Below are 22552 nucleotides of genomic sequence, written 5' to 3'. Positions count from 1 at the left end.
ATGCGCATGGCTGATCTGCGTCTGGCGCTATTGCGTCTGCAGCTTGCGCGCCTCAGTCCGAGCCAGTTTTACCAGCTCTTGCACAAAGGGTTTTTCAAGGTCCTCACTGCGAACTGCAGCATAGAGCCTGCGGGTGATCCCGTCTTTGGTCAGTGGGCGGGTTACATAGTCCGAATTGTACTTTACCTCACGCACGACCCAATCCGGCAGAACCGAAATACCTCGGTTCGACGCAACCAACAAAAGGATCACAGCTGTCAGTTCAACCTGACGGATTGAGGCTGGTTCAACACGAGCCGGGATTAGTAACTGGCTGAATACGTCCAGACGTGTCCGTTCGACCGGATAGGTGATCAGTGTCTGACCGCGAAAGTCTTCGGCATCTATGAATGGTTTATCAGCCAGCGGGTGCGAGGACGCCGCAACAAACACGGCTTGATAGTCAAAGAGTTCTATAAACTCGACACCCGGCAAATCTTCAGGGTCGGAAGAGACCACAAGATCAACCTCTTCCTTCTGCAACGCAGGCAGCGCGTCGAACGCGAGACCTGGGCGAATGTCTACATCGACATCAGACCAGGATTTTCGGAAGGCTTCGAGCACAGGGAACAGCCATTCGAAACAAGCGTGACATTCGATCGCAATATGCATACGCCCGGTGCGACCGTCGCGCAGCGATGAAAACTCATCCTGCATTGCCTCGACCTGCGGCAGAATTTGCTCTGCCAGCCGCAACAGTCGCAGACCGGCCGCAGACAGTTTCATTGGCTTAGACCGGCGCAGGAACAATTCAACCCCGGCTTGATCTTCCAAGCCCTTGATCTGATGGCTCAATGCTGACTGGGTAATGTTTAATTGATCAGCAGCACGCGCCAGACCACCACATTCGTGGATGGCTTTGATCGTCCGCAGATGTCGGAACTCAATATGCATATGCTGCGTGACTCATGTTGTTGTTGAATAATATGAGTTTGTCTCACAACGCCTCAGGTGGCACAAGAGCGTAAATGACAGTTACGAGGCCATTATGACCAAGCCTGAGATCTCATTCGAATTTTTCCCGCCCCAGACGCTGGAGGCCTCGTTTCGCCTGTGGGATACGGTGCAGACGCTGGCTCCGTTGAACCCTCGCTTTGTATCCGTCACCTATGGCGCAGGGGGCACGACGCGCGAACTGACACGCGATGCGGTTGCAACCCTGCACAAATCTTCAGGCCTGCCCGTTGCCGCGCATCTGACCTGTGTAGATGCCTCGCGTCAGGAAACCCTTGAGATTGCCGATACGTTCGCACGCGCGGGCGTTCAGGATATCGTCGCGCTTCGCGGCGATCCTCCCAAGGGACATGACCGGTTCCAGCCACATCCGGAAGGATTTGCCAATTCGGTCGAATTGATATCCGCGCTGGCAGAAACAGAAATGTTCAGTATTCGCGTCGGTGCCTATCCTGACATCCACCCCGAGGCACAGAACGCCCGCACCGATGTGGATTGGCTAAAGGCAAAACTGGACGCGGGTGCGGACGAAGCGCTAACCCAGTTCTTTTTCGAAGCCGAGACTTTTTTCCGGTTCCGGGATGCTTGCGAAAAAGCAGGCATTGATAAACCAATCGTGCCGGGAATTCTTCCAATCGAAAACTGGAAAGGGGCACGCAACTTCGCAAAACGCTGTGGAACCCGAGTACCCGAGTGGATCGAAAATGCATTTGAGAAGGCGATCCGCGACGATCGCGAAGACCTTCTTGCCACTGCGCTTTGCACCGAACTCTGCTCGGACCTGATCGAAGGTGGTGTGGACAAGTTGCATTTCTACACGCTCAATCGCCCTGAACTGACCCGCGATGTGTGTTTCGCATTGGGTATTACACCTCAGACCGAATTGCAGAACGTCGCTTGAACTTGTGGCCTGTCCGGTGGCAAATCTGTCGCTGGGCACACCCACCACTACCGATGTGCGGCACGCCGATTAGAGCGCGGGCGACAATCCAGAATTGATTCCAGAAACTGTTGCTGGGATTAACGCTAATATCTAAGAAAATTTGACAAAAATGTGATCGATGGCACTCTGAGCGCAGTGTAGTTTTAATGAGTGTTATCAGTATGGAGCCAGTGAGCAAAGTTAAGGCTCGGGCAGAAGCGTTTCAGGTTCTTGGCCTGCCTACCCACGCCAACGCAAACGACATCAGAGACGCCTGGCGCAATATCGCCTTTCATGATCACCCTGATCATACAGATGGTGACCATTCGGTTTTTTCCAAAGCCAAATCGGCTTACGATTTTCTGCGTAGCGAGGGTCTGACCCGAAAAGGGGTGACGAGTTCGTCGACACCACGTCGTCCACGCCTAAAGAAACGTGTGATCGAACTGGACGCCGATGAGATCAAGGCTTGCCGTGATTTGCTGAATCCCGAATACGTGCTTTCAGATATGTCTGCGATTGACCACGCCGCGACAAGCGACGACCAAGACCAGTCATCTGACCATGTGCCAGATGCAATCGGCTGTTTCGGACGTGACCTGACTTACTTCGTCGCGTCTTCGGTCTGTGAGGGTGAAAACCGAGTCGCCTTGCCAACCTCGGTTCTGGCAAGTTGCAGGAAAACTGAAACCGAGATTTTGACATTTAAATCCAAAGGTGCGGGTTCGGGTGAAATTGTCATTCCCGACCCCATACGCGAACGGAAGTTTCCCGGTGCTCGAAGCGTTAGGATTCGGTTTGAAGCAGACCAGCAAATGCGGGATTTGTTTGAGTTGGCAGGCTGAGAGAACCTGCCAGAAGAAAAAGCCCGGCTGTTAAGGCCGGGCTTACTTTTTTCACCAATATCAGTTGGACACTGGACCTTCCGAAGTAAATTTCGGGATCACGCTGGTAGACGCCGCGTCGGGTTCGATACCCGGCCAGTTGCCTTCTGCCAAATTGATGTTGCCGGGTACGTCCTCTTCCCAAAAGCCGACGACTACATCGGTGATGTTCAGATACAGTTTGTCATCGACGATCCGCCACAGGTTCGGGTTGGCCGGAACCTTGCCGCCACGCGACACGCCATAGGCGCAGTGTCCATCATATTGCGGCGCATAATAGGCCGGATTTTCGAGAAACTTGTCGCGGTTTTCTTCAGTCGAAAATGCCCAGGTCGCACCGTTATAATCGGCAGAGATGTCAGACCGGCCGCGAACTGCCTCGGGCTGCGATTGACCCACGGCTACTTGATCCAAGTCGCGATAGGCAACGACGTCATACCCTGACACCGCAAATCCGGTACCATCAACATATTGATCTCCTGCGAATGCAGGCATGGCGAAAGCCATCGTCGCTGCAAGGGTCAGTGCAAAGCGTTTCATGTGAATTGTCCTCATGTCCTATCGGTTTCTGGGCACCCGTGCTACGGGGCTGCTCAGACAATAGGTGTTTTTGGCCTCGCGCGAAGACCCACTCGCGCCGCTGTGAAAACGAATTGGGAATTGTGAGGTGTATCCGGGGGATTGTTACAAAATTCCCGCGGTGTTTGGGGTTGGACTCTGAGTTCTGCAATATTAGCTGTTGATTTAGCGGTCCATTGGCCAGCAACGCAGGAAAGGCATGATATGAGCGAACAATCCACCTATACCCCTCCTAAGGTCTGGACGTGGGACAGTGAAAGCGGCGGACAATTTGCCAATATCAACCGGCCAATTGCTGGGGCCACACATGATAAGGACCTTCCGGTCGGAAAGCACCCTCTGCAGCTTTATTCGCTCGCTACACCCAACGGCGTCAAAGTCACTGTAATGCTCGAAGAGCTGCTGGCTCTGGGCCACAGTGAGGCAGAGTACAATGCCTGGCTGGTCAATATTGGCGAAGGCGACCAGTTTAGTTCGGGCTTTGTCAGAGCCAACCCCAACTCGAAAATTCCCGCGCTTTGGGATCATTCGGATGAAACACCTGTGCGCGTGTTCGAAAGTGCCTCAATTCTTATGCATCTGGCAGAGAAGTTCGGTGAGTTTCTACCCGCGAGTGGTGCGAAACGGACTGAGGTTATGAACTGGTTATTCTGGCAGATGGGCAGCGCACCCTATCTGGGTGGCGGCTTTGGCCACTTCTACGCCTACGCCCCTGAGAAGTGGCAATACCCGATTGACCGTTTCGCCATGGAAGCCAAACGCCAGTTGGACGTATTGGATCGGGAACTTGCTGAAAAGACCTATATCGCTGGCGAAGAATATACGATCGCCGATATGGCTATCTGGCCTTGGTACGGACAACTGGTTCTGGGCCGTCTATACGATGCGGCGGAATTCCTTGATGTCGAAAGCTACAAGAACGTAATGCGGTGGGCCAAAGCAATCGATGCGCGCCCAGCGGTTCAGCGTGGTCGGATGGTCAATCGCCCATTTGGCGAACCACACACTCAATTGCACGAACGTCACGACGCAAGCGACTTTGAGACGCGTACACAGGATAAACTGGAAACGGCAGACTAACGCGCTTTGTTATTTCAGGATCGGGGGCCGCTCGGGGTTACTGCCCGGGGCGGCCCTTTCAACTTTCGGAGCCTGTGGCTGGGGTAAATCGAACCTAAGCCCGACCTTAGCCAGCGCGGCGGCTGCCGGATCCTCTGCTTCAAAGAACCCGACATCCAATGCACCCGCCTCAATCCCCGAAAATGTCAGCGCCTCAGAAACGGCGCGCGCCAGAGCAGGCTGCGCGTTTTCAACTGCCGAGACAAATCCCAAAAGATGGCCCCGACCGCCATCATCCGTCTTCGTTCCCACTAGAAAAGCCGCAGTGGCGAGGCCTGCTGCAGTCGCCAGTTTGGTATCAAGTGCAGTTAGCAATTTATCTGGCAGACCGGCGGGCGGGCGAAATTCAGTAAGCCTCTGCTGCACTTCTTGCGGGCCGTGCTGCAGCGTGCTTTCCAACCAGCCCAATGCCTCGGTCGGGATCAACATCGATGACGGCGCGGTCTCGAGGTTCAGGCCCAAACCAATTCCCTGCCCTGACAGCATTCCGGATAAGACACGCCCGGACAGAGCAACATACGGAACCGGATGCCCCGCGAACTCTGCCAAACGTTCCTCAAGATCAAAGGCCAGCACGAAACGGCCATCAGCCACATCGAAGAGCTCAGGCGAAATATTCTCGTCCCTGGCCTCTTCTGACAGCATCAGGAACAGCTCGCTGTCGGCTAACCTTTCAAAGAAACGCAGCCGTGCTGAATCGTCTTCTGGCGCTGCAAGCATAGCGGCATGTGCAGCATCTAAAGCTGTAGTTTCAGTCATTCAGAACCTCTTGCACCCGTTGCCGGAGAACCGGCAAAAGCTCGGCCTCAAACCAGGGGTTTTTCTTCAGCCAAGCCGTATTGCGCCAAGACGGGTGAGGCAAGGCAAAGACCCGCGGCGCATGGTCTCTCCAACGGCTGACGGTCTCGGTGACCGGCGTTTTCACACCCAGATGGTATTTGTGCGCGTGACCGCCAACGAGGATTGTCAGCGGCACCTCTCCCAGCGCATTCATCACTTTTTCATGCCATGTGCGCCCACATAGCGGCGGTGGTGGTAGGTCGGCCTTACGCTCATTATATCCAGGAAAACAAAATGCCATCGGCACAATCGATACCCGCGAGCGGTCATAAAAGCCTTGTTCGTCCAGTCCCAACCAATCCCTTAGGCGATCACCCGAAGGATCGGTAAAGGGCTTTCCCGACAGGTGCACCCGAGCCCCCGGTGCCTGACCCGCGATCAGAATTCGTGCACCGGAATGGAACCAGACAACCGGGCGCGGCTTGTGCGCGGTAGCCGTCTGCGCAAACCTGTCCGCGCAAAGTCGGCACTCTGCGATATCCTTAATTAGCGACTTCATCAGATTGAATCGTTCCCGCAATGAACACTCGATTAAGATAGGAATGAACACGGTCGGAGCCAACAGCACCTAACTTGGCAACACTTCAATGTCATATCGCGGGATCCGCATTGATCATTTGTTTCATATTTCGACATAATGTGGCCAACATGGACCCGTAGCACACACACCTTCGAGCCATAACAAAACAGTACGATGACAGGCCGCAAATGCTGGAATTCGAAAATGTCAGCAAGTCATTCTGGACCGGAACCCGCCGCAAAGTGATTCTGGATCAGGTGTCGTTCCGTGTCGAACTGGGCACCTCCCTTGGGGTCCTGGCCCCGAACGGAACAGGCAAAACCACATTGATCAATATGATGGCAGGGTTGGAAAAACCGGACGAAGGTGTAATTCGACGGGATTGCCGTGTGTCTTTCCCCATGGGCTTCACCGGGGGTGTCGCCAAACGCCTGTCAGCGCTCGAAAACGCGCGCTCGATCGCCAAGATCTACGGCATGGACCCTGATTATGTCGAAGCCTATTGTAAATGGCTGTGCAATCTGGGTGAGTATTTTGACCAGCCGCTTGGCACCTACTCGTCCGGTATGCGCGCCAGATTCACCTTTGCGCTGATGTTGGCTCTGGATTTCGACATGTATCTGATTGACGAAGGGATGCCCTCGACCACAGATGTGGAATTCAACAAGAAAGCCGGCGATATCCTGAAAGAGAAGCTTCGGACAACAACCTTGGTAATCGTATCACACAATCCATCAACCCTCGAGAAATTCGCGCGCCAAGCTGCTGTTTTGGTGGATGGTCAGCTTTATATGTTTGAAACCTTGGAAGAGGCGAAGCAGCTCTATGACTACCAAGCCCAAGGCTAGAAAATACAACCCTGACCGCGCAGCGCGCGGAGCTGGCACTGCTGAGGCGCGCTCGGATGCGATCGATCGTATTCGCAAGGCGACTCAGGCCTCTGGTTCCGGCACAGACGCGCAGCAGCCGGGGACCGAATTGGACGCAATCAAGCGCGAAGGGTTAACCGGGCGGCAATTGCGGGTCGCCAGACGGCTTGCCCACAAGAATGGGTTGGCGGCAACCTCTGATTATGACGCAGTGCGACTGTTGCGTAAGAAAGGGATTGATCCGTTTCAGCGTTCCAATCTGCTAGATCTTGCAGCTTACGATCAACGCAATTCAACCGACGACAAAGCGACGCAAGATAACATTAAAATTCACTTGCCTCAGACAGCCAAAGAAACTCAAAAAAACCTGCCAGGTCCAGAGCTCAGCCCGGCCCAACGCCGCGAATATGAGATCGGGCAAATCCAGAAAGACATCGCCCGCAGACGGCGCCGCAAACTCGTTGCATTATTTGCGCGGCTAACGGCCTTTGTGATCCTGCCTACATTCATAGTGGGATACTATTTCTATCGGGTCGCAACGCCGATGTACGCCAGCGATTCCGTGTTTTCGATTTTGCAAGCCGACGGTGGAGGGGCCTCTTTCGGTGGCTTCCTCGCGGGGACACAGTTTGCAACTGCACAGGATTCGGTATCCACTCAAGAGTTTTTGGAATCCAAGGACGCGCTGGAACGCCTTGAACGGGATGTCGGGTTCGCTGAGTTCTTTCAGCAAGACAATATTGATCCGATCCAACGTTTGCCCTCTGATGCGACGCTTGAAGAAACTTACAAGCTTTTTAAGCGAATGATCACGATCGGGTACGACCCTAGTGATGGTGTCATTCGCATGGAGGTCGCCGCGCCCAGCCCTGAAATCTCGGTCGATCTATCCAATCGTCTGATCTCTTACGCTGAGGAGAGGATCAATGGCCTGACCGAGCTGAAACGCGAAGATCAAATGCGTGATGCATTGGCGGGCTTTGAAGCCGCGCAAGAAGCGCGCAGGCAGGCACAGGAAGACCTGATCGAATTGCAGTTGCAGGGTGCCATACTGGATCCGCAAAGCGTGATCGCCAGCTTGCGTGCCAGAATCGATCAGTTTGAAATTGAGCTGCAGGATAAAGAATTGCAACTGGCCGCCCTTCTTGACAATGCACGGCCCAACAAAGCTAAAGTGGACGGCACGCGTGCAGATATTAAACGGCTGGAGGCCGTGCTGTCAGAATTGAATGCTGAGATGCTGGATGCTTCAGCAGGCGAAAATTCGCTGGCGCGTCTGAGCGTACGTATTCAGATGGCACAGGCCGATCTAGCGGCCCGAGACATGATGCTGCAAACGGCAATGCAGCAAATGGAAGCCACACGGACCGAGGCCAACCGGAAAGTGCGGTATCTGACCGTCTCGGTGAACCCTGTTGCCAGCCAGGAACCCAGTTATCCGCGCAAGTTCGAAAATACGATTTTGGCTTTCCTGTTATTTGCTGGTATCTACCTGATGATCTCGCTTACCGCGTCGGTCCTTCGTGAACAGGTATCCTCGTAAGACTCATGAAACATGTAAAAATCGCCGACCTCATGGTTGGCAACGACCTTCCGCTGACCATCATCGCTGGCCCTTGCCAGCTTGAAACCGCCGATCACGCCCAGATGATCGCGGGCACCATGAAAGAGGCATGTGACGCCACCGGGGCGCAGTATGTATTCAAGGCCTCGTATGACAAAGCCAACCGGACCTCGCTGTCCGGCAAGCGTGGTATGGGCATTGATGCTGGGCTGAAGGTGCTGAACGACATTCGCAAAACCATGGGCATTCCGGTTTTGACCGATGTTCATACCGAGGCCCAATGCACGATTGCAGCCGAGGCTGTCGATATCCTGCAAATCCCTGCGTTTCTGTGTCGTCAGACGGACATGCTGCTGGCGGCAGGCAATACTGGAAAAGCGGTCAACGTGAAGAAGGGACAGTTTCTCGCCCCGTGGGAAATGCCCAATATCGTTACTAAGATCGAAAGCACTGGCAATCAGAACATCCTGCTGACCGAGCGCGGAACTTCGTTTGGCTACAATACGCTGGTCGCGGACATGCGGTCGCTACCGCAGATGGCACAAACCGGATATCCGGTCGTCATGGACGCAACCCATTCGGTGCAACAGCCCGGCGGCCAAGGCGGTTCCTCAGGAGGACAGCGTGAGTTTGCGCCAGTGATGGCGCGTGCAGCTGTGTCTCTGGGCGTCGGAGCCGTTTTCATTGAAACCCATCAGGATCCTGACACCGCACCCTCAGATGGGCCGAACATGATCCCTCTGGATCAGATGGGCCATCTGGTTGACACATTGATGCGATTTGATGCGCTGGCCAAAGAAAACCCAATTCAGATTTAACGATTGAGATTTGTGATGACCAAGCCTTTGCCTGAGGTGACCCCAAACACCTGGAGTTTTCTGCGCGACCCGATGATCAAGCCCACAGGCTTTCGCGAGTATGACGCGCGGTGGAAATACCCCGATGAGATCAATCTGCCAGGCATGACCGCCCTGGGCTTGGGTCTGGGCACACAGATGCACAAACGCGGGATTGAACCCGTGATTGCGGTGGGCAATGATTATCGCGATTATTCCCTGTCGATCAAAAACGCGCTGATCGTTGGGCTTATGCAGGCGGGTATTCAGGTGAAGGATATTGGCCCGGCGCTCAGCCCGATGGCTTATTTTGCACAGTTTCATCTGGATGTGCCCGCAGTTGCGATGGTCACAGCCAGCCACAACCCCAATGGCTGGACCGGAGTCAAAATGGGCTTTGATCGCCCCCTGACCCACGGCCCTGACGAAATGTCGGAACTACGCGACATCGTCCTGAACGGTGATGGTGATGCGCGCCCCGGCGGGTCATATGAATTCGTCGACGGTGTGAAAGAGGCCTATATCGACGATCTGGTTGGTGACTTCAAAATGTCCCGTCCGCTGAAGGTGGTGTGCGCTACCGGCAACGGAACTGCCGCTGCCTTTGCGCCCGAGATCTTCGAACGGATCGGTGTTGAAGTTGTGCCAAGCCACACTGATCTGGATTACACGTTCCCCAACTACAACCCAAACCCCGAAGCGATGGAAATGCTGCATGACATGTCTGATACAGTCAAAGCCAGTGGCGCCGATCTGGCGCTTGGTTTTGATGGCGATGGGGATCGTTGTGGCGTTGTAGATGACGAAGGCGAAGAGATATTTGCCGACAAGGTCGGCGTCATCATGGCCCGCGATCTGGCCAAGATTTATCCGAATTCGACCTTTGTGGCCGATGTGAAATCTACCGGACTTTTCGCCAGCGATCCCGAATTGCAGGCCCATGGTGTCAAAGCCGACTATTGGAAAACCGGCCACAGCCATATGAAGCGTCGGGTCAAGGAAATCGGCGCGCTGGCCGGGTTTGAGAAATCGGGCCACTATTTCTTGGCTGAGCCGGTCGGGCGCGGATATGACTGCGGGATGCGCGTGGCGGTGGAAATCTGCAAGCTGATGGACCGCAACCCAGATCAGAGCATGTCGGACCTGCGCAAGGCGCTGCCCAAGACGTGGTCAACACCCACCATGTCACCTTATGCAGCGGATACCGAGAAATATGATATCTTGCAGCGCCTCGTCGATAAGTTGGTCGCAATGGCCGATGCTGGCGAAACCTTTGCGGGCCGAGCGATCAAAGAGGTTGTGACCGTCAATGGCGCGCGCGTCATTCTGGACAATGGCAGTTGGGGGCTGGTGCGCGCTTCGTCGAATACTCCGAACCTCGTGGTGGTTTGCGAAAGCAGCGAAAGCGAAGACGAATTGCGGGCGATTTTCGCCGATATTGACGCTGTTATTCGCACCGAGCCCGGCGTTGGCGAGTACGATCAAACCATCTAGCCCACCTAACAAGGGCGCTGATTTCAGCGCCCTTGATCGGCGCGATCAATCCCCGCCCAGCAGTTTGAGAAGGCTTTTCTTGGCCTCGTCCTCCAGTTTGTCTTTAAGGGCATCCTCGATCTGACCGGTGTCCGTTACTGTGGTATCAAGTTCCTTCCCGACCTTTTCAAATACCTTTTGCTTGGCGTCATCTTCCAGTGCTTTGACTTTTCCCTCTGCTGCGGCCTCAATGACTTTGGTGAGGTCCGGCTTGATCGACGGGCCACTCCATGGCCCCACGATTCGAACGGGTACCGATATCCCCTCGCCTGCATTGGCGCGTAAAGCCACCGGCGTAAATAGATAGTCGATATCGCGAGCACCAAGACCAATTCGGCCCGTGCCATCCGCTCGAAAATTATCCAGTTTCATCAATAAGTCGTCGTTGTTCAGATCACCATCTTTCATCGTGAAGCTGGCAGTGAGGCTATTGAAAACCGTTGTGCCGCCTGAACCCCCTCCGCGCCCCATAAGGCGGTCCAGATCCACCCCGGAAATGACCCCTTTCCCGACTTCAATATTCCCTTTGCCGCTCAGCGACCGCATGATCTGATCTTCATTCTGCCCCACACCCAGAAACTCTAGATGTCCTGACCCGGTTCCCGACAGGCGCTTGATATCCCCAAGCGTTACAAGGGCTTCATTGATATCGATATTATCGGCCGTCAGATTTCCACCGACCGACAGACCATTGCGATTGTTGGCAACCACCTGGCCATTCAGATGCCCTGAAAAAAGCGACGCGGGATGCATTTTCAACACAGCCCTCGAACGATCAAGGCTGAGCGTCAGATCACTTTTGCCAAATCGCATGCCTGGCACCGAAATCGAATTCGCTTGCAGTCGGATCGTCCCGTTTGCGAGTGCCAACGATGACGCATCTATTGTGGCTTTGGACCACCCGTCAGCCTCAGAACCGCTGCTTGATGTGTCATCATCCCCACTTACACTGGACAAATCGAGATCGCCCGCGTTCAGGCGCGCCGTGATTTTTGGCGGATCAGAGATCTGAATATCCGCTTCACCCTCAAGCCGATTATTGTCGAGGACAGCAACCATTTTCCGCAGTGAAATCCGCCCGTCTCGGGTATAGGTCATCTGCCCGGATACATTCGCAACCCGGCCCAAGCCTTCGGGAACGGTGACACCTCCCTGACCAAATGCAGCCAACATCTTGTGTGTATTTTTTGCGGTGACAGTAGTCTTGCCGTCCATTTCTCCGGCCAGATTCACCCGGCCGGAAAACTGAATCCCTCCACCGGGTGCAGTCAGACTTACTTCCAACGGGGTCACCACCCCGCTCGAGAACGCAGGCAGGTCAGGAATGTTAAGGTTAACCTTAACGTTGCCTCCGGGCACGGGCATGCTGGCCTGCATTTCCATCGGGGCAGTCACGTCGGGCCAACGGGCAGATAGATCAACATCGGCGAACTCCATGCTGACCGCGCCATTCTCAATGTAGATCAACCGTGCGTTCTGCAGTTCCAACTGTTCCAGAGTCACCGGCCGACTTTCAACCGCTTGCGCCGACGCACCGGTGTCAGATGAATTTCCGGGTTGGTGCAACTCCCAATTCCCGCGCCCATCCGAACGTTCCAAACGCAGTGTTGGATGATCGGCTAGCACTCTCTTGATCCGGATATCACCCGACAGCAGCGCCGAGGCATCGACCCCTACAGCCAGACTTTGAGCGCTCAGCATCGGCTCGGACCCGGCCCAGGGCGCATTGCCAAAGGTTACGCGACCGGTTTCCATGCCCAAAACGGGCCAGAAGGATAGTTTGACATCCCCAGACAGTTTTAATTCGCGACCAGTTTGTGCCTTGACCTGCTCAGCCAGGATCGTGGCAAGTTTGTCTCCTGGCATCAGCAGCAAGGCACCAATCACCAGCCCGAAGGCCGCAACCACAAGAAAGAGAATACGAATGAGCCACTTCATGAGTTTGCCTTTCCGGCTTATCTGCTCTGGTACAAGTCAGCCCTGTGTGGGCAGGATTTGCAAGGGGAAGCATTCCCCTCTATATGCCCGGCCATGAGCACGAACCCACCGAACCTCCGCCCCGATCTGGCCCCAGGGGCCCGCATCGCCGAGACACCCCGCCGCGGTCAGCCAACACTTGGAATGGTGTCGCTGGGCTGTCCTAAAGCGCTGGTTGATAGCGAACGTATTCTGACCCGTTTGCGTGCCGAAGGTTACGGTATCTCGCCGGACTATGCCGGAGCTGATGCCGTAATTGTGAACACCTGCGGTTTCTTAGATAGCGCTAAGGCCGAGTCTCTGGATGCCATCGGCGAGGCGCTGGTCGAAAATGGCAAAGTCATCGTGACGGGCTGTCTGGGGGCCGAACCCGATTATATCCGCGAGCATCATCCACGTATTCTGGCGGTGACCGGACCGCATCAATACGAACAGGTACTGGATGCGGTTCATGCCGCGGTTCCCCCGGATCCGAACCCCTATGTCGATCTGCTTCCGGCTTCGGGCGTGAAGCTGACGCCGCGCCACTACAGTTACCTCAAGATTTCCGAGGGTTGTAATCATAAGTGCAAGTTTTGCATCATCCCGGACATGCGCGGAAAGCTGGCCAGCCGCCCAGCGCATGCTGTGCTCCGCGAGGCCGAGAAACTGGTCGATAGCGGCGTGCGCGAATTGTTGGTGATCTCGCAGGATACCTCGGCCTATGGGCTGGATCGCAAATACGACGTGAACCCGTGGAAGGACCGGGAAGTACGCAGCCATATCACCGATCTGGCGCACGAGCTGGGCCAGTTCGATGCATGGGTCAGGCTGCATTATGTCTATCCCTACCCCCATGTGCGCGATCTGATTCCGCTTATGGCGGATGCGGGCTGTAACGTACTGCCCTATCTAGACATTCCGTTCCAGCACGCGCACCCGGACGTGTTAAAGCGCATGGCCCGGCCGGCCGCAGGGGCAAAAACTCTGGAAGAGATCTCTGCATGGCGCGAGACTTGCCCCGATATCACCCTGCGTTCGACGTTCATTGTCGGATATCCTGGTGAAACCGAAGACGAATTCCAAACATTGCTCGACTGGATGGACGAAGCGCAATTGGATCGTGTCGGTTGCTTCCGGTACGAAAATGTCGATGGCGCCCGCTCAAACGATCTGCCAGATCATGTTCCAGTTGACGTGAAACAAGATCGGTGGGAACGCTTTATGGAGAAGGCGCAAGCCATTTCCGAGGCTAAGCTGATGGCCAAAGTCGGGCAAACGATCGAGGTCATTGTAGATGACATCGATGATGAGGCCGCGACCTGCCGCACCAAGTCCGACGCGCCCGAGATCGACGGAAATCTGTTTATCGATGAGGGCTTCGAAAACCTGAATCCGGGCGATATCGTCACTGTCGAGGTTGACGAGGCCGGAGAATACGATCTTTGGGGACGTTTGTGTTCGTCGGTGTGACCGGGACCCGGACTACAACAGCCCAAACAGAATCACGACCCAAGCAACACCAGTGGCAACAGCAGTAAGTGCCACTGCTGCACTTGCCGCGTCCTTGGCCTGCCCCGCCAGCAAATGGTGGTCAGTCGAGGTATGATCGACTGCTCGTTCGATGGCTGTATTGAACAGTTCAGCCACCAATACCAGTATACCGAGCGCAAGGATCAACGCTTTTTCAGCGGAATCGAGCGGAAGCAGGAATGCCAAAGCGCCTGAAACAAGATTTGCCCAGCCCCAAGCCCGAAACGAATATTCTTCGCGCCAAGTAGCTGATAGGCCCTGCCAACTCCAGCGAGTGCGATCTTTAAGGTGATCAAATAATTTTCGCATAGGCCTTTCCGATCAATTCCACCTGAACCGACGTTCGCGACCTGCGGCAGAAAGGCAAGAAAAAACCGCCTTTCGGCGGCGGCAGCGGTTTGAATGTGCAGGCGGTCCGAATATATGGACCGCCTGCGAAACGCTTATTGCGTGACCGGATTACACACGGTCTGACCCGCCTCGGTCGTGGCCAGTTCGTAGCCTGCCGAACAGCTGGGCGTGCCATACTTGTCATAGTCGGGTTGGATATAGACCGGGGTCGGTTCCTCTTGCTGCGAGCACGCAGTCAGTACAACGGCCGTGGCGCAGATAGCAGCAAATTTCAGTTTCATGTCCATCAATCCTCTATTACTTTTCTGATATTGCCCAGTTTTTCGGGGCCGGTATCAGAATAGGACCAAGAATTTCATATGGCAACCGAATCGATAACGCTTTCGTGAATTAAGGCGAATCCACGCTGTAAGGCGGGTTTTCATTCGCAGACTACCTTTTTTGACAAAGAACCCTAAACTCTAACTTCGACGTTAGCTAAAGACGGAGTAGCCACATGTCAGACGCCCCGATCATCGCCCAGAAATCGCCCTATCCGGTCGAAGTGACCGAAGGAAAAACCTATTTCTGGTGTGCCTGTGGCAAGTCCAAGCGGCAACCATTTTGCGACGGTTCGCACAAAGACACGTCGTTCGAACCAGTAAAATTCACGGCTGAGGCCAGCAAGAAGGTGTTCTTTTGTGGCTGTAAGCACTGCGCCAATCCGCCGTTATGCGACGGGACGCACAATAAGCTCTGACGGTCAGGCCAGATCGTTCAGAGCACTGGCATTGGCGCAAAACTGCGGTGCAGCGGATGCTTTTTCCTGCTGATCAGCGAGCCAAAACTGGCATTGCTCGCTGCATCCAGCACTGCGGCAACGGGTCACCATCAGGGCGTATTCTTGAGGCGTGATCCTTCCCTCGGCCATTCCTTCGGTCAGGGATATCCCCATGCAACGCGCCACCGATCGTGTCAGCCAAAAGTGTTTTTCGATCTCACCCAGTCGGGTTCGAGGATCGTGCTCAACCATTGCTTCCTACCTTAATGGCCGCAAACATTGCCCGATTTGGGCAGGCGACTGGTGCCTTCTCTACATTTTCGTTCTTATGCAACCAGTCAGTACAGGCGTGCGCCCATTCGCAACCACGGCATGCGTGGATTATCTGAGCCCAGTCTTGCTGCTCCAGACGCCCATTCCGATGTGCCGCCACAACATCTGCGCCAATTGCCCGCGCCATTCTCTGAACTAGATGGAAATGCGGCATAATCCGCCCAAGTTGCGGCATGAACATGCTCCTCCTTTATGGCGCTAGCCTGTTCAACAATTCCTGGTTACGGCAGTATTCCGGTGCACTGCCCAAGTCGGTGCCCTGGTCCAAAAGGGCCGCGCAATGCCCCGGATTTGGGCATTGGGCACAGCGCAGTACTGCGTCCGAGATTTCATCAAATCGCAAGGCACCGTCAATCGCGGCCTCCTGCAGATCAACCCCGAGCGTTGTAGCCATCTCATCCATCAGACCTGCGTGATATCGCAGTGTTGCTCGGTCAGACATGCGTTTCCCTTTCTTTGCTCGCTGAAGAAAAGGTAGCCCATGCATCAAACGATGCCTTTGACTCAGGTCAATGCCCGGCTTCTAACTGGTCCAGATACACTCGGGTGGCATCTTGTACCCGGCGGAACCTGTCTCCACCCAGTTTCTTGCCGCCATACCAACGCGTCACGATTATGACGTGATCCGAAAGACCCGCGCGCTCCATCATCCGCAAAATGACCATCGCGGCACCGGATTCTCCGTCGTCGGCCTTAAGCGCTCCGGTTGGCAACATCGCGGCCCAGGTGTTGTGCGTTGCCTTGGCATAAGCCTTGTCGGATTTAAGCTCTGCTAGCGCTGCATCAACATCGGAACGGCTGGTAACCTTTGCACCGGTAACTGCATATTTCGACCCGCGATCGCTGAGCACCACGCCCAATCGGTCTAGCTGAATCATTATCGCAATCCCAACTGGCGGGCCGTTTGCAGAACCGCCTCGACCCGTTCAGCATTTGGCGGGTGTGTCGCCAAGAAGCGGTCACCCGGATCTGGAATTCGCTGGAAAAAGACCATTCCAACCATTGGATCGTATCCTGCCGCATGGGTGATTTTTGTCCCCAAACGATCCGCCTCAAGCTCGAACACGCGCGTATAGTTCTGCACCCCGACCTCGGCACCCAGAGCCTGTGCACGCTCAATTCCCGCATCATCTGCACCTTGCTTGCGGGCGAGTTCGCCAAAAATGCGCGCGCTCTCCTTGGCATTTTTCGTTTGTCGGGAGATGTGACCCAGAATGTGATGGGCTGCTTCATGCCCCATGACAAAAGCCATCTCTTCCGCATTCTCTGTTGAATCAATCATCGGCCGCGTGAATATGATCAACGGTCGCCCGTCCTCGTCCAGCGTCTGGAATGCATTTGCTGGCGCTCTTGATGACAGATCAACCAGTATGGCAAAATCACAATTGGCAGAACGTGCCTGGCGGCGGCATTCCTTTTCAGCCGACGCTGCAACCGCGCGGCTGACCTGCTCGAATTCCCGTGCCTTCTCGCGAAGAGCCGGTGATGAGGGTTGCCATTCCGCTGCCGGAATCGCGATTACGGACGAAGAGCCGCAAGCCGCCAACAGCAAAACCAGCGACAAGGCAAAACCGCGCATTCCTATTCCTTTCAGTCAACCTGTCGGCAGGCAAGCATAACGCGCCCAATTTGCCTGGGCTACTGCCGAATGCCGCTGCAACGGGTTGCATTGCGATCTCTGCCTAGGCACTGTGCCGATATGTTTTCAATTGAACACGAATTCGACTCGACGGTCATTACTCTGGTGGACGAAGGTGCCAAACCATTGCAAGAGGACGTCGTCATCAACAACTTTGCCGAGTGCGTCACGCTTGAGCAGTTGGACCCCCGAACTGATCAGATACAAAAAATCACCCTATCACCTGAGCAGGTACGCGATCTGGCGGCGGCTTTGGATTTGCCCGAAGGCGTCTATCAGATTCGTGAGAGCGACGATTTCATTAAATAGCGGTTCCCTTCCGTCTCTTTATCTGATCTCAGGCCGCTTTTCCGATTGAATTAGTCACCTTTTAGGGGGCAATTTGCCCTTGAAAGAAGATGGCATGCCTCCGACATAAGCACTGCCCATGTGAAGGAAGTTAACATATGTCCCTGAAAAACCAAGCTGCGTTGGATTTTCTGCAGGTGCGCCGATCGCGCCCAGCTAAGACGCTTGTGGCACCAGCCCCGACGCGGGAAGAGTTGATGCCTTTGCTCATCGCTGCCGCGCGCAGTCCCGACCACGGAAAGCTTGAGCCCTGGCGCTTTGTCGTTATCGAACATGGGGCCATGCAACGTCTTGCGGCGCTGACCGAAACCTGCGGTCTGGCCATGGGCAAAAGCGCCGAAGATATCGGCAAGGCACGCAGCCAGTTCGACATGGGCCATCTGGCCGTAGCTGTCATCGAAGTGCAGAAACCTTCCGAAAAGATCCCGGCAATTGAACAGACCTATTCAGCAGGCGCCGTTTGTCTGGCATTGTTGAACGCGGCATTGGCTGCGGGTTGGGGCGCGAACTGGCTTTCAGGCTGGCAGTCCCATAACCGCAGCTTTTGCGAGCAAGGACTGGGGTTGTCCAAAAATGAGAAAATAGCAGGCTTCATCCACATTGCGACTGAAGGGACTGCCCCACCTGAGCGGCCACGCCCGGATGTAACTACACTGACACAATGGGTCTCAGAATGATCATCGTTCAGTCATTTCTGCAGGCTCTGGGTCAGATCGGCGACCCAAGATTTCGCAAGGTTCTTCTGTTGGGTGTTGGCCTGACCTTCGCGCTGTTGGTGGCTGCCTATGCCGGCTTTTTGTGGCTGATAAACGCACTGGTCGGCGATCAGGCCACCCTGCCGATATTGGGTGAGGTGACATGGCTGAACGATCTGCTCAGTGTCTCCTCGTTCTTGTTGATGATGGTGTTATCGGTATTCCTGATGGTCCCCGTCGCCTCGGCCATTACCTCTATGTTTCTGGATGAGGTCGCGCAGGCGGTTGAGGACAAGCACTATCCCACTCTACCTCCTGCCACTCGCATCCCATTCAGCGACGCCCTGCGGGATACGCTCAGCTTTTTGGGGGTTTTGATCGTCGCCAACCTGCTGGCGCTGATCCTCTATGCGTTCTTCACCCCATTTGCGTTGTTCATTTTCTGGGGCATGAACGGGTTTCTATTGGGGCGAGAGTATTTCACGTTGGCCGCCATGCGTCGACTGGGGCGCGAAGGTGCACGGAAACTGCGGGCAAAACATGCAACAACGATTTGGGTCGCGGGCGTCCTTATGGCAGTTCCACTCTCGGTTCCGCTGGTCAATCTGCTGATCCCGATACTTGGTGCCGCAACCTTCACCCATATCTACCACGGCTTGTCGGATGACCGACGCTAATTTAGCCGCGTGGTTCCAGTTGGTTCAGCCAATCAAAATCCCTTACGCTGATCAGTCCCGATATGATGATGCCTGCAATGATCGCCCACAAAACCACTGAAATCCCGGTCGTGATCCACAGCTTCTTCTTCATGTGATGAACTTCTGGCGCACCGGCATGGGTTCCCGGAACAATATCGCCCAGATCACCCTGTGTTTTGATGCGAATCGGCAGGACCACAAGCAGGGTCATAAACCAGATAACTGCGAATAGAACAAAAGCTGCAGTGATGGTCATAGGCGTTAGACCTGTTCCAGCTCGACCAGGCAGCCGTTGAAGTCTTTTGGATGCAGGAAAAGAACTGGTTTGCCGTGCGCACCGATTTTGGGCTCACCCGAGCCTAAAACCCGCGCCCCTGTCTCTTTCAGATGATCGCGGGCCGCGATAATGTCTTCGACCTCGTAGCAGACATGATGGATACCACCTGAAGGGTTCTTTTCCAAAAACCCATTGATAGGGCTGTTCTCACCCAATGGATACAAGAGTTCAATCTTGGTGTTGGGCAATTCGATGAACACCACGGTGACCCCATGATCTGGTTCATCTTGAGGTGCGCCGACCTTGGCACCCAGCGCGTTGCGATACTGGGCCGAGGCAGCCTCGAGGTCGGGAACAGCGATGGCAACGTGGTTCAGGCGACCGATCATGAGACTCTCCTTCATTCTGCGCTGCGGCGGTTATGGGGGTTGTCAGGCTAAAGGGCAAGTGCGCCAAAACGCGCGTTAACCCTGTATTAGCCAGAAGTTCCTAGCGTGAGACATCTGCTAATCAGGAGTTCTGCCATGGACGATTCGGAACCTTTCGCTTCTCCGGCGTTGCCAACCAAGATTCGGCCATTACTGGGCCAAACCATCCTAGTGGTCGAAGACAGCCGCTATGCTTGCGACGCGATACGCTTGATGTGCTTGCACAGCGGAGCGCGTATTCGGCGGGCGGATTGCCTGAAATCGGCGCTGCGGCATTTACAGATCTACCGACCTTCGGTACTGATTGTTGATATGGGTCTTCCCGATGGTTCGGGCGCAGATCTGATTGCCGAGTTGACCCATGCAGTTCCCCGAATCGGCGTCATTCTGGGGTTGTCCGGCGATGACAACGCCCAATCACTTGCCCTGAGTGCAGGGGCGGATGGCTTTCTGGCCAAACCCCTCAAATCGGTTGCTTATTTCCAGAAAACTATTCTTGAGCTTTTGCCGGAAGACCGGCGCCCCAGTGACCTCGGCACGGTCAAAGACGAAATCATTCACCCGGACCCGTTGGCGTATCAGGACGACATGGCCCATATCGTCGATGTGCTCACCGGGCCGACGGACCAACGCACGCTAAACTATGCCACGCAGTTTCTGCAAAGCGTTGCGCGAGATGCGAATGACACAACGCTTGCGGGGGCGGTGCATGAGCTTACCCGGTCGCAATCCAAAGGTGCCCCGATGACAGCACAGACGGCAAGAGTCGCAGGCCTTGTGCAAGACCGCCTGGAACGACAGGAGGCAATCTGACGTGCTGACTGCCTACTTCTTAACGGCCTCGATCCTGAGTGTATGGTTCTATTGCCGGACACGATTTACCGCTAAAACCATCCGCCGCAAGCGGCGAAACCATGGGAGCCCGTTTGACTGAACCGTGGCAGGTACTTCTACAATACGCGACCAATCTCGCAATCATCGCTGCGTGTTTGGGTCTTTGCCACCAGCAAGACAAAAGCTGCCCGCTCAAGGCGAGCGGTTGGCTTTAGTCCTGTGGAATGATCCTTAGACCCAACTCCATCAGCTGATCCGATGTCGGATCAGAGGGTGCATCCATCATCAGGTCTTCGGCGCGCTGGTTCATCGGGAACATCATCACCTCGCGGATGTTGGCCTCATCCGCCAACAGCATCACGATCCGGTCGATACCAGCGGCGCAGCCACCGTGCGGCGGCGCGCCGTAGTGGAATGCGTTGAACAAAGCGCCAAAGCGGGATTTGACTTCGTCTTCGCCGTAACCTGCTAGTTCAAAGGCCTTCAACATGATCTCGGGCTTGTGGTTCCGGATCGCACCCGACACCAACTCGTAGCCGTTGCAAGCCAGATCATACTGATACCCACGTACGTCCAGAGGGTCGCCCTGCAAAGCTTCCATTCCGCCCTGCGGCATCGAGAACGGGTTGTGTTCGAAATCAATCGCGCCGGTTTCTTCATCCTGCTCGTAGATCGGGAAGTCCACGATCCAGGCAAAGGCAAAACGGTCTTTTTCAGTCAGACCAAGCTCTTCGCCAATCACATCCCGCGCTTTGCCAGCGACCTTTTCAAAGGCCTTCGGTTTACCGCCCAAGAAGAACGCCGCATCACCGACGCCCAGACCCAATTGCTGACGGATTGCCTCGGTGCGTTCGGGGCCGATGTTTTTGGCCAGCGGACCTGCGGCTTCCATACCTTCGCCCTGATCCCGCCAGAAAATGTAACCCATGCCGGGCAAACCTTCTTTCTGGGCAAAGGCGTTCATACGGTCACAGAACTTGCGGCTGCCACCGCTCGGCGCAGGGATGGCGCGGATTTCGGTGCCGTCCTGCTCCAACAGCTTCGCGAATATCGCGAAGCCAGACCCACGGAAGTGGTCGGAGACCACTTGCATTTTAATAGGATTGCGTAGGTCGGGCTTGTCGGTGCCGTACCACAGGGCCGAGTCCTTGTAGGAGATTTGCGGCCACTCCTGATCGACCTTGCGACCACCGCCGAACTCTTCGAACACGCCGGTCAGAACGGGCTGGATGGTGTCGAACACGTCCTGCTGCTCGACAAACGACATCTCGAGGTCAAGCTGGTAAAAATCGGTCGGCGAACGGTCAGCGCGCGGGTCTTCGTCGCGGAAGCAGGGTGCGATCTGGAAATATTTGTCGAAACCCGACACCATGATCAGCTGTTTGAACTGCTGCGGCGCCTGCGGCAACGCGTAGAATTTGCCCGGGTGCAGACGCGATGGCACGAGGAAATCGCGAGCCCCTTCGGGCGACGAGGCGGTGATGATCGGTGTCTGATACTCGCGGAACCCCTGATCCCACATGCGGCGGCGCATGGATGCAACAACATCCGAGCGCAGGGTCATGTTCTGCTGCATCGCCTCGCGACGCAGGTCGAGGTAACGATAGCGCAGACGGGTTTCCTCGGGGTATTCCTGATCGCCGAACACCATCAACGGCAGTTCATCGGCAGCGCCCAGAACTTCCAGTTCGCGCACGTAAACCTCGATCTCACCTGTTGGCAATTTCGGGTTAACGAGATCAGCGTCGCGGGCTTTGACAGTACCGTCGATGCGGATACACCACTCGGAACGGACCTTTTCCAGTTCAGCAAAGGCTGCACTGTCGCCGTCGCACAGAACCTGTGTCACACCGAAATGGTCGCGCAAGTCGATGAACAGCACACCGCCGTGATCTCGAACCCGATGCACCCAGCCAGACAGGCGGACGGTTTCACCGACATTGGCGGCGGTCAGAGCGGCGCAGGTGTGGCTGCGATAGGCGTGCATGGATCATATCCCTTCGGGCGCAGAATTCGTCGCGCCGATACACCCCTTTGGGCT

28 protein-coding genes are annotated in these 22552 nt (G+C 55.3%); 13 read left to right on the top strand and 15 right to left on the bottom strand.

The genetic code is table 11. The features are described 5' to 3' along the window. Positions 1 to 27: 27 nt before the first annotated feature. Positions 28 to 933 (bottom strand): LysR family transcriptional regulator, encoded by a 906-nt coding sequence (locus tag ACR3EJ_RS09520; protein ID WP_170541201.1) that lies wholly within the window; start codon positions 931 to 933, stop codon positions 28 to 30. A 94-nt stretch (positions 934 to 1027) separates the two neighbouring features. Between ACR3EJ_RS09520 and metF the strand changes: the two genes are divergently transcribed. Beyond that, on the top strand, positions 1028 to 1894 hold the full coding sequence (gene metF / locus ACR3EJ_RS09515; protein WP_170541204.1) for a methylenetetrahydrofolate reductase [NAD(P)H]: 867 nt from the start codon (positions 1028 to 1030) through the stop codon (positions 1892 to 1894). A 203-nt stretch (positions 1895 to 2097) separates the two neighbouring features. Further along, on the top strand, positions 2098 to 2760 hold the full coding sequence (locus tag ACR3EJ_RS09510; protein ID WP_170541687.1) for a J domain-containing protein: 663 nt from the start codon (positions 2098 to 2100) through the stop codon (positions 2758 to 2760). 60 nt (positions 2761 to 2820) lie between these two features. On the opposite strand, the gene ACR3EJ_RS09505 is transcribed toward ACR3EJ_RS09510, so the two are convergent. Beyond that, a complete protein-coding gene (locus ACR3EJ_RS09505; protein WP_170541206.1) occupies positions 2821 to 3339 on the bottom strand; it encodes a YHS domain-containing (seleno)protein in 519 nt (172 codons plus the stop codon). A 243-nt stretch (positions 3340 to 3582) separates the two neighbouring features. Between ACR3EJ_RS09505 and yghU the strand changes: the two genes are divergently transcribed. Beyond that, complete coding sequence (gene yghU, locus ACR3EJ_RS09500; RefSeq protein ID WP_170541209.1) at positions 3583 to 4458, top strand: glutathione-dependent disulfide-bond oxidoreductase; 876 nt, start codon at positions 3583 to 3585, stop codon at positions 4456 to 4458. Between the two features lie 9 nt (positions 4459 to 4467). On the opposite strand, the gene ACR3EJ_RS09495 is transcribed toward yghU, so the two are convergent. Both ACR3EJ_RS09495 and ACR3EJ_RS09490 read right to left on the bottom strand, forming a co-directional pair. Beyond that, on the bottom strand, positions 4468 to 5256 hold the full coding sequence (locus tag ACR3EJ_RS09495) for an SseB family protein (protein ID WP_170541212.1): 789 nt from the start codon (positions 5254 to 5256) through the stop codon (positions 4468 to 4470). Continuing rightward, a complete protein-coding gene (locus tag ACR3EJ_RS09490) occupies positions 5249 to 5836 on the bottom strand; it encodes a uracil-DNA glycosylase family protein (RefSeq protein WP_170541217.1) in 588 nt (195 codons plus the stop codon). Before ACR3EJ_RS09490 ends, ACR3EJ_RS09495 begins: the two co-directional genes overlap by 8 nt. A 209-nt stretch (positions 5837 to 6045) precedes the next feature. Between ACR3EJ_RS09490 and ACR3EJ_RS09485 the strand changes: the two genes are divergently transcribed. Genes ACR3EJ_RS09485 through ACR3EJ_RS09470 form a run of 4 tightly spaced genes read left to right on the top strand, consistent with a single transcriptional unit; the run spans position 6046 to position 10620 of the window. Beyond that, positions 6046 to 6705, top strand: a complete 660-nt coding sequence (locus ACR3EJ_RS09485) for an ABC transporter ATP-binding protein (protein WP_010441839.1) — start codon at positions 6046 to 6048, stop codon at positions 6703 to 6705. Then, positions 6683 to 8269: a KpsE/RkpR family capsule polysaccharide export protein gene (locus ACR3EJ_RS09480; RefSeq protein WP_170472815.1), complete on the top strand. Its 1587-nt coding sequence runs from the start codon at positions 6683 to 6685 to the stop codon at positions 8267 to 8269. Before ACR3EJ_RS09485 ends, ACR3EJ_RS09480 begins: the two co-directional genes overlap by 23 nt. Before the next feature lie 5 nt (positions 8270 to 8274). Continuing rightward, entirely contained in the window at positions 8275 to 9108 is an 834-nt protein-coding gene (gene kdsA, locus ACR3EJ_RS09475) for a 3-deoxy-8-phosphooctulonate synthase (protein ID WP_170541220.1), read from the top strand. A 15-nt stretch (positions 9109 to 9123) separates the two neighbouring features. Next, complete coding sequence (locus ACR3EJ_RS09470; RefSeq protein ID WP_170541223.1) at positions 9124 to 10620, top strand: phosphomannomutase/phosphoglucomutase; 1497 nt, start codon at positions 9124 to 9126, stop codon at positions 10618 to 10620. A gap of 45 nt (positions 10621 to 10665) precedes the next feature. Here ACR3EJ_RS09470 and ACR3EJ_RS09465 read toward each other — a convergent pair whose 3' ends face one another. After that, complete coding sequence (locus ACR3EJ_RS09465; protein WP_170541226.1) at positions 10666 to 12597, bottom strand: AsmA family protein; 1932 nt, start codon at positions 12595 to 12597, stop codon at positions 10666 to 10668. Between the two features lie 93 nt (positions 12598 to 12690). Between ACR3EJ_RS09465 and rimO the strand changes: the two genes are divergently transcribed. Next, positions 12691 to 14088, top strand: coding sequence for a 30S ribosomal protein S12 methylthiotransferase RimO (gene rimO, locus ACR3EJ_RS09460; RefSeq protein ID WP_170541229.1), 1398 nt, complete (start codon positions 12691 to 12693; stop codon positions 14086 to 14088). 12 nt (positions 14089 to 14100) lie between these two features. Here rimO and ACR3EJ_RS09455 read toward each other — a convergent pair whose 3' ends face one another. Continuing rightward, positions 14101 to 14457: a diacylglycerol kinase gene (locus ACR3EJ_RS09455; RefSeq protein ID WP_170541232.1), complete on the bottom strand. Its 357-nt coding sequence runs from the start codon at positions 14455 to 14457 to the stop codon at positions 14101 to 14103. 134 nt (positions 14458 to 14591) lie between these two features. After that, on the bottom strand, positions 14592 to 14780 hold the full coding sequence (locus ACR3EJ_RS09450) for a hypothetical protein (protein ID WP_010441832.1): 189 nt from the start codon (positions 14778 to 14780) through the stop codon (positions 14592 to 14594). A 215-nt stretch (positions 14781 to 14995) separates the two neighbouring features. On the opposite strand from ACR3EJ_RS09450, the gene ACR3EJ_RS09445 reads away from it, so the two are divergent. Beyond that, the gene (locus ACR3EJ_RS09445) at positions 14996 to 15238 is read left to right on the top strand and encodes a CDGSH iron-sulfur domain-containing protein (protein WP_170541235.1); all 243 of its coding nucleotides are present in this window, start codon (positions 14996 to 14998) and stop codon (positions 15236 to 15238) included. Between the two features lie 3 nt (positions 15239 to 15241). Here ACR3EJ_RS09445 and ACR3EJ_RS09440 read toward each other — a convergent pair whose 3' ends face one another. The 5 genes from ACR3EJ_RS09440 to ACR3EJ_RS09420 all read right to left on the bottom strand — a co-directional run bounded on the left by ACR3EJ_RS09440 (position 15242) and on the right by ACR3EJ_RS09420 (position 17171). Then, positions 15242 to 15511: a DUF6455 family protein gene (locus ACR3EJ_RS09440; RefSeq protein ID WP_010441830.1), complete on the bottom strand. Its 270-nt coding sequence runs from the start codon at positions 15509 to 15511 to the stop codon at positions 15242 to 15244. Further along, positions 15504 to 15767, bottom strand: coding sequence for a DUF6455 family protein (locus tag ACR3EJ_RS09435; protein ID WP_480422921.1), 264 nt, complete (start codon positions 15765 to 15767; stop codon positions 15504 to 15506). Before ACR3EJ_RS09435 ends, ACR3EJ_RS09440 begins: the two co-directional genes overlap by 8 nt. A gap of 15 nt (positions 15768 to 15782) precedes the next feature. After that, positions 15783 to 16034, bottom strand: a complete 252-nt coding sequence (locus ACR3EJ_RS09430; RefSeq protein ID WP_170472838.1) for a DUF6455 family protein — start codon at positions 16032 to 16034, stop codon at positions 15783 to 15785. 67 nt (positions 16035 to 16101) lie between these two features. Further along, positions 16102 to 16470, bottom strand: a complete 369-nt coding sequence (locus tag ACR3EJ_RS09425) for a YigZ family protein (protein ID WP_170541238.1) — start codon at positions 16468 to 16470, stop codon at positions 16102 to 16104. Next, positions 16470 to 17171 carry a M48 family metallopeptidase gene (locus ACR3EJ_RS09420; protein WP_170541241.1) on the bottom strand — a complete coding sequence of 234 codons (702 nt, stop codon included), beginning with the start codon at positions 17169 to 17171 and terminating at the stop codon, positions 16470 to 16472. Before ACR3EJ_RS09420 ends, ACR3EJ_RS09425 begins: the two co-directional genes overlap by 1 nt. Before the next feature lie 120 nt (positions 17172 to 17291). Here ACR3EJ_RS09420 and ACR3EJ_RS09415 point away from each other — a divergent pair, with 120 nt between their 5' ends. The 3 genes from ACR3EJ_RS09415 (at position 17292) to ACR3EJ_RS09405 (ending at position 18951) form a co-directional block, all read left to right on the top strand. After that, on the top strand, positions 17292 to 17540 hold the full coding sequence (locus ACR3EJ_RS09415; protein ID WP_170541244.1) for a hypothetical protein: 249 nt from the start codon (positions 17292 to 17294) through the stop codon (positions 17538 to 17540). A gap of 137 nt (positions 17541 to 17677) precedes the next feature. Further along, positions 17678 to 18256 (top strand): nitroreductase family protein, encoded by a 579-nt coding sequence (locus ACR3EJ_RS09410; RefSeq protein ID WP_170541246.1) that lies wholly within the window; start codon positions 17678 to 17680, stop codon positions 18254 to 18256. After that, the gene (locus ACR3EJ_RS09405) at positions 18253 to 18951 is read left to right on the top strand and encodes an EI24 domain-containing protein (RefSeq protein ID WP_170541249.1); all 699 of its coding nucleotides are present in this window, start codon (positions 18253 to 18255) and stop codon (positions 18949 to 18951) included. The genes ACR3EJ_RS09410 and ACR3EJ_RS09405 overlap by 4 nt, the downstream gene beginning before the upstream one ends. Position 18952: 1 nt before the next feature. On the opposite strand, the gene ACR3EJ_RS09400 is transcribed toward ACR3EJ_RS09405, so the two are convergent. Together ACR3EJ_RS09400 and mce are read right to left on the bottom strand one after the other, a co-directional pair. Continuing rightward, positions 18953 to 19228 carry a DUF1467 family protein gene (locus ACR3EJ_RS09400; RefSeq protein WP_170472854.1) on the bottom strand — a complete coding sequence of 92 codons (276 nt, stop codon included), beginning with the start codon at positions 19226 to 19228 and terminating at the stop codon, positions 18953 to 18955. Between the two features lie 5 nt (positions 19229 to 19233). Beyond that, positions 19234 to 19638, bottom strand: coding sequence for a methylmalonyl-CoA epimerase (mce, locus tag ACR3EJ_RS09395; RefSeq protein ID WP_010441821.1), 405 nt, complete (start codon positions 19636 to 19638; stop codon positions 19234 to 19236). 135 nt (positions 19639 to 19773) lie between these two features. Between mce and ACR3EJ_RS09390 the strand changes: the two genes are divergently transcribed. Further along, on the top strand, positions 19774 to 20490 hold the full coding sequence (locus ACR3EJ_RS09390; RefSeq protein ID WP_170541252.1) for a response regulator: 717 nt from the start codon (positions 19774 to 19776) through the stop codon (positions 20488 to 20490). A 232-nt stretch (positions 20491 to 20722) separates the two neighbouring features. Here the strand turns inward: ACR3EJ_RS09390 and aspS are convergent, their stop codons facing one another. Beyond that, positions 20723 to 22498: an aspartate--tRNA ligase gene (gene aspS / locus ACR3EJ_RS09385; protein ID WP_170541256.1), complete on the bottom strand. Its 1776-nt coding sequence runs from the start codon at positions 22496 to 22498 to the stop codon at positions 20723 to 20725. Positions 22499 to 22552: the final 54 nt, after the last annotated feature.

It is taken from the genome of Ruegeria sp. AB11 (genome assembly GCF_056536325.1).
The sequence above is the reverse complement of the archived record's forward strand: the minus strand, read 5'-3'. Positions and strand labels throughout refer to the sequence as shown.

What these genes read in the sequence shown, in the direction of transcription:
- kdsA (WP_170541220.1), top strand. Translation starts at nt 8,275, where the DNA reads ATGAAACATGTAAAAATCGCCGACCTCATGGTTGGCAACGACCTTCCG.
- ACR3EJ_RS09445 (WP_170541235.1), top strand. Translation starts at nt 14,996, where the DNA reads ATGTCAGACGCCCCGATCATCGCCCAGAAATCGCCCTATCCGGTCGAA.
- aspS (WP_170541256.1), bottom strand. Translation starts at nt 22,498, where the DNA reads ATGCACGCCTATCGCAGCCACACCTGCGCCGCTCTGACCGCCGCCAAT.
- ACR3EJ_RS09505 (WP_170541206.1), bottom strand. Translation starts at nt 3,339, where the DNA reads ATGAAACGCTTTGCACTGACCCTTGCAGCGACGATGGCTTTCGCCATG.
- ACR3EJ_RS09450 (WP_010441832.1), bottom strand. Translation starts at nt 14,780, where the DNA reads ATGAAACTGAAATTTGCTGCTATCTGCGCCACGGCCGTTGTACTGACT.
- ACR3EJ_RS09415 (WP_170541244.1), top strand. Translation starts at nt 17,292, where the DNA reads ATGTTTTCAATTGAACACGAATTCGACTCGACGGTCATTACTCTGGTG.
- ACR3EJ_RS09440 (WP_010441830.1), bottom strand. Translation starts at nt 15,511, where the DNA reads ATGGTTGAGCACGATCCTCGAACCCGACTGGGTGAGATCGAAAAACAC.
- ACR3EJ_RS09430 (WP_170472838.1), bottom strand. Translation starts at nt 16,034, where the DNA reads ATGTCTGACCGAGCAACACTGCGATATCACGCAGGTCTGATGGATGAG.
- ACR3EJ_RS09485 (WP_010441839.1), top strand. Translation starts at nt 6,046, where the DNA reads ATGCTGGAATTCGAAAATGTCAGCAAGTCATTCTGGACCGGAACCCGC.
- ACR3EJ_RS09490 (WP_170541217.1), bottom strand. Translation starts at nt 5,836, where the DNA reads ATGAAGTCGCTAATTAAGGATATCGCAGAGTGCCGACTTTGCGCGGAC.
- ACR3EJ_RS09420 (WP_170541241.1), bottom strand. Translation starts at nt 17,171, where the DNA reads ATGCGCGGTTTTGCCTTGTCGCTGGTTTTGCTGTTGGCGGCTTGCGGC.
- ACR3EJ_RS09520 (WP_170541201.1), bottom strand. Translation starts at nt 933, where the DNA reads ATGCATATTGAGTTCCGACATCTGCGGACGATCAAAGCCATCCACGAA.
- ACR3EJ_RS09510 (WP_170541687.1), top strand. Translation starts at nt 2,098, where the DNA reads ATGGAGCCAGTGAGCAAAGTTAAGGCTCGGGCAGAAGCGTTTCAGGTT.
- ACR3EJ_RS09435 (WP_480422921.1), bottom strand. Translation starts at nt 15,767, where the DNA reads ATGCCGCAACTTGGGCGGATTATGCCGCATTTCCATCTAGTTCAGAGA.
- ACR3EJ_RS09455 (WP_170541232.1), bottom strand. Translation starts at nt 14,457, where the DNA reads ATGCGAAAATTATTTGATCACCTTAAAGATCGCACTCGCTGGAGTTGG.
- ACR3EJ_RS09495 (WP_170541212.1), bottom strand. Translation starts at nt 5,256, where the DNA reads ATGACTGAAACTACAGCTTTAGATGCTGCACATGCCGCTATGCTTGCA.
- mce (WP_010441821.1), bottom strand. Translation starts at nt 19,638, where the DNA reads ATGATCGGTCGCCTGAACCACGTTGCCATCGCTGTTCCCGACCTCGAG.
- yghU (WP_170541209.1), top strand. Translation starts at nt 3,583, where the DNA reads ATGAGCGAACAATCCACCTATACCCCTCCTAAGGTCTGGACGTGGGAC.
- ACR3EJ_RS09410 (WP_170541246.1), top strand. Translation starts at nt 17,678, where the DNA reads ATGTCCCTGAAAAACCAAGCTGCGTTGGATTTTCTGCAGGTGCGCCGA.
- ACR3EJ_RS09400 (WP_170472854.1), bottom strand. Translation starts at nt 19,228, where the DNA reads ATGACCATCACTGCAGCTTTTGTTCTATTCGCAGTTATCTGGTTTATG.
- ACR3EJ_RS09405 (WP_170541249.1), top strand. Translation starts at nt 18,253, where the DNA reads ATGATCATCGTTCAGTCATTTCTGCAGGCTCTGGGTCAGATCGGCGAC.
- ACR3EJ_RS09470 (WP_170541223.1), top strand. Translation starts at nt 9,124, where the DNA reads ATGACCAAGCCTTTGCCTGAGGTGACCCCAAACACCTGGAGTTTTCTG.
- ACR3EJ_RS09465 (WP_170541226.1), bottom strand. Translation starts at nt 12,597, where the DNA reads ATGAAGTGGCTCATTCGTATTCTCTTTCTTGTGGTTGCGGCCTTCGGG.
- ACR3EJ_RS09390 (WP_170541252.1), top strand. Translation starts at nt 19,774, where the DNA reads ATGGACGATTCGGAACCTTTCGCTTCTCCGGCGTTGCCAACCAAGATT.
- ACR3EJ_RS09480 (WP_170472815.1), top strand. Translation starts at nt 6,683, where the DNA reads ATGACTACCAAGCCCAAGGCTAGAAAATACAACCCTGACCGCGCAGCG.
- ACR3EJ_RS09425 (WP_170541238.1), bottom strand. Translation starts at nt 16,470, where the DNA reads ATGATTCAGCTAGACCGATTGGGCGTGGTGCTCAGCGATCGCGGGTCG.
- metF (WP_170541204.1), top strand. Translation starts at nt 1,028, where the DNA reads ATGACCAAGCCTGAGATCTCATTCGAATTTTTCCCGCCCCAGACGCTG.
- rimO (WP_170541229.1), top strand. Translation starts at nt 12,691, where the DNA reads ATGAGCACGAACCCACCGAACCTCCGCCCCGATCTGGCCCCAGGGGCC.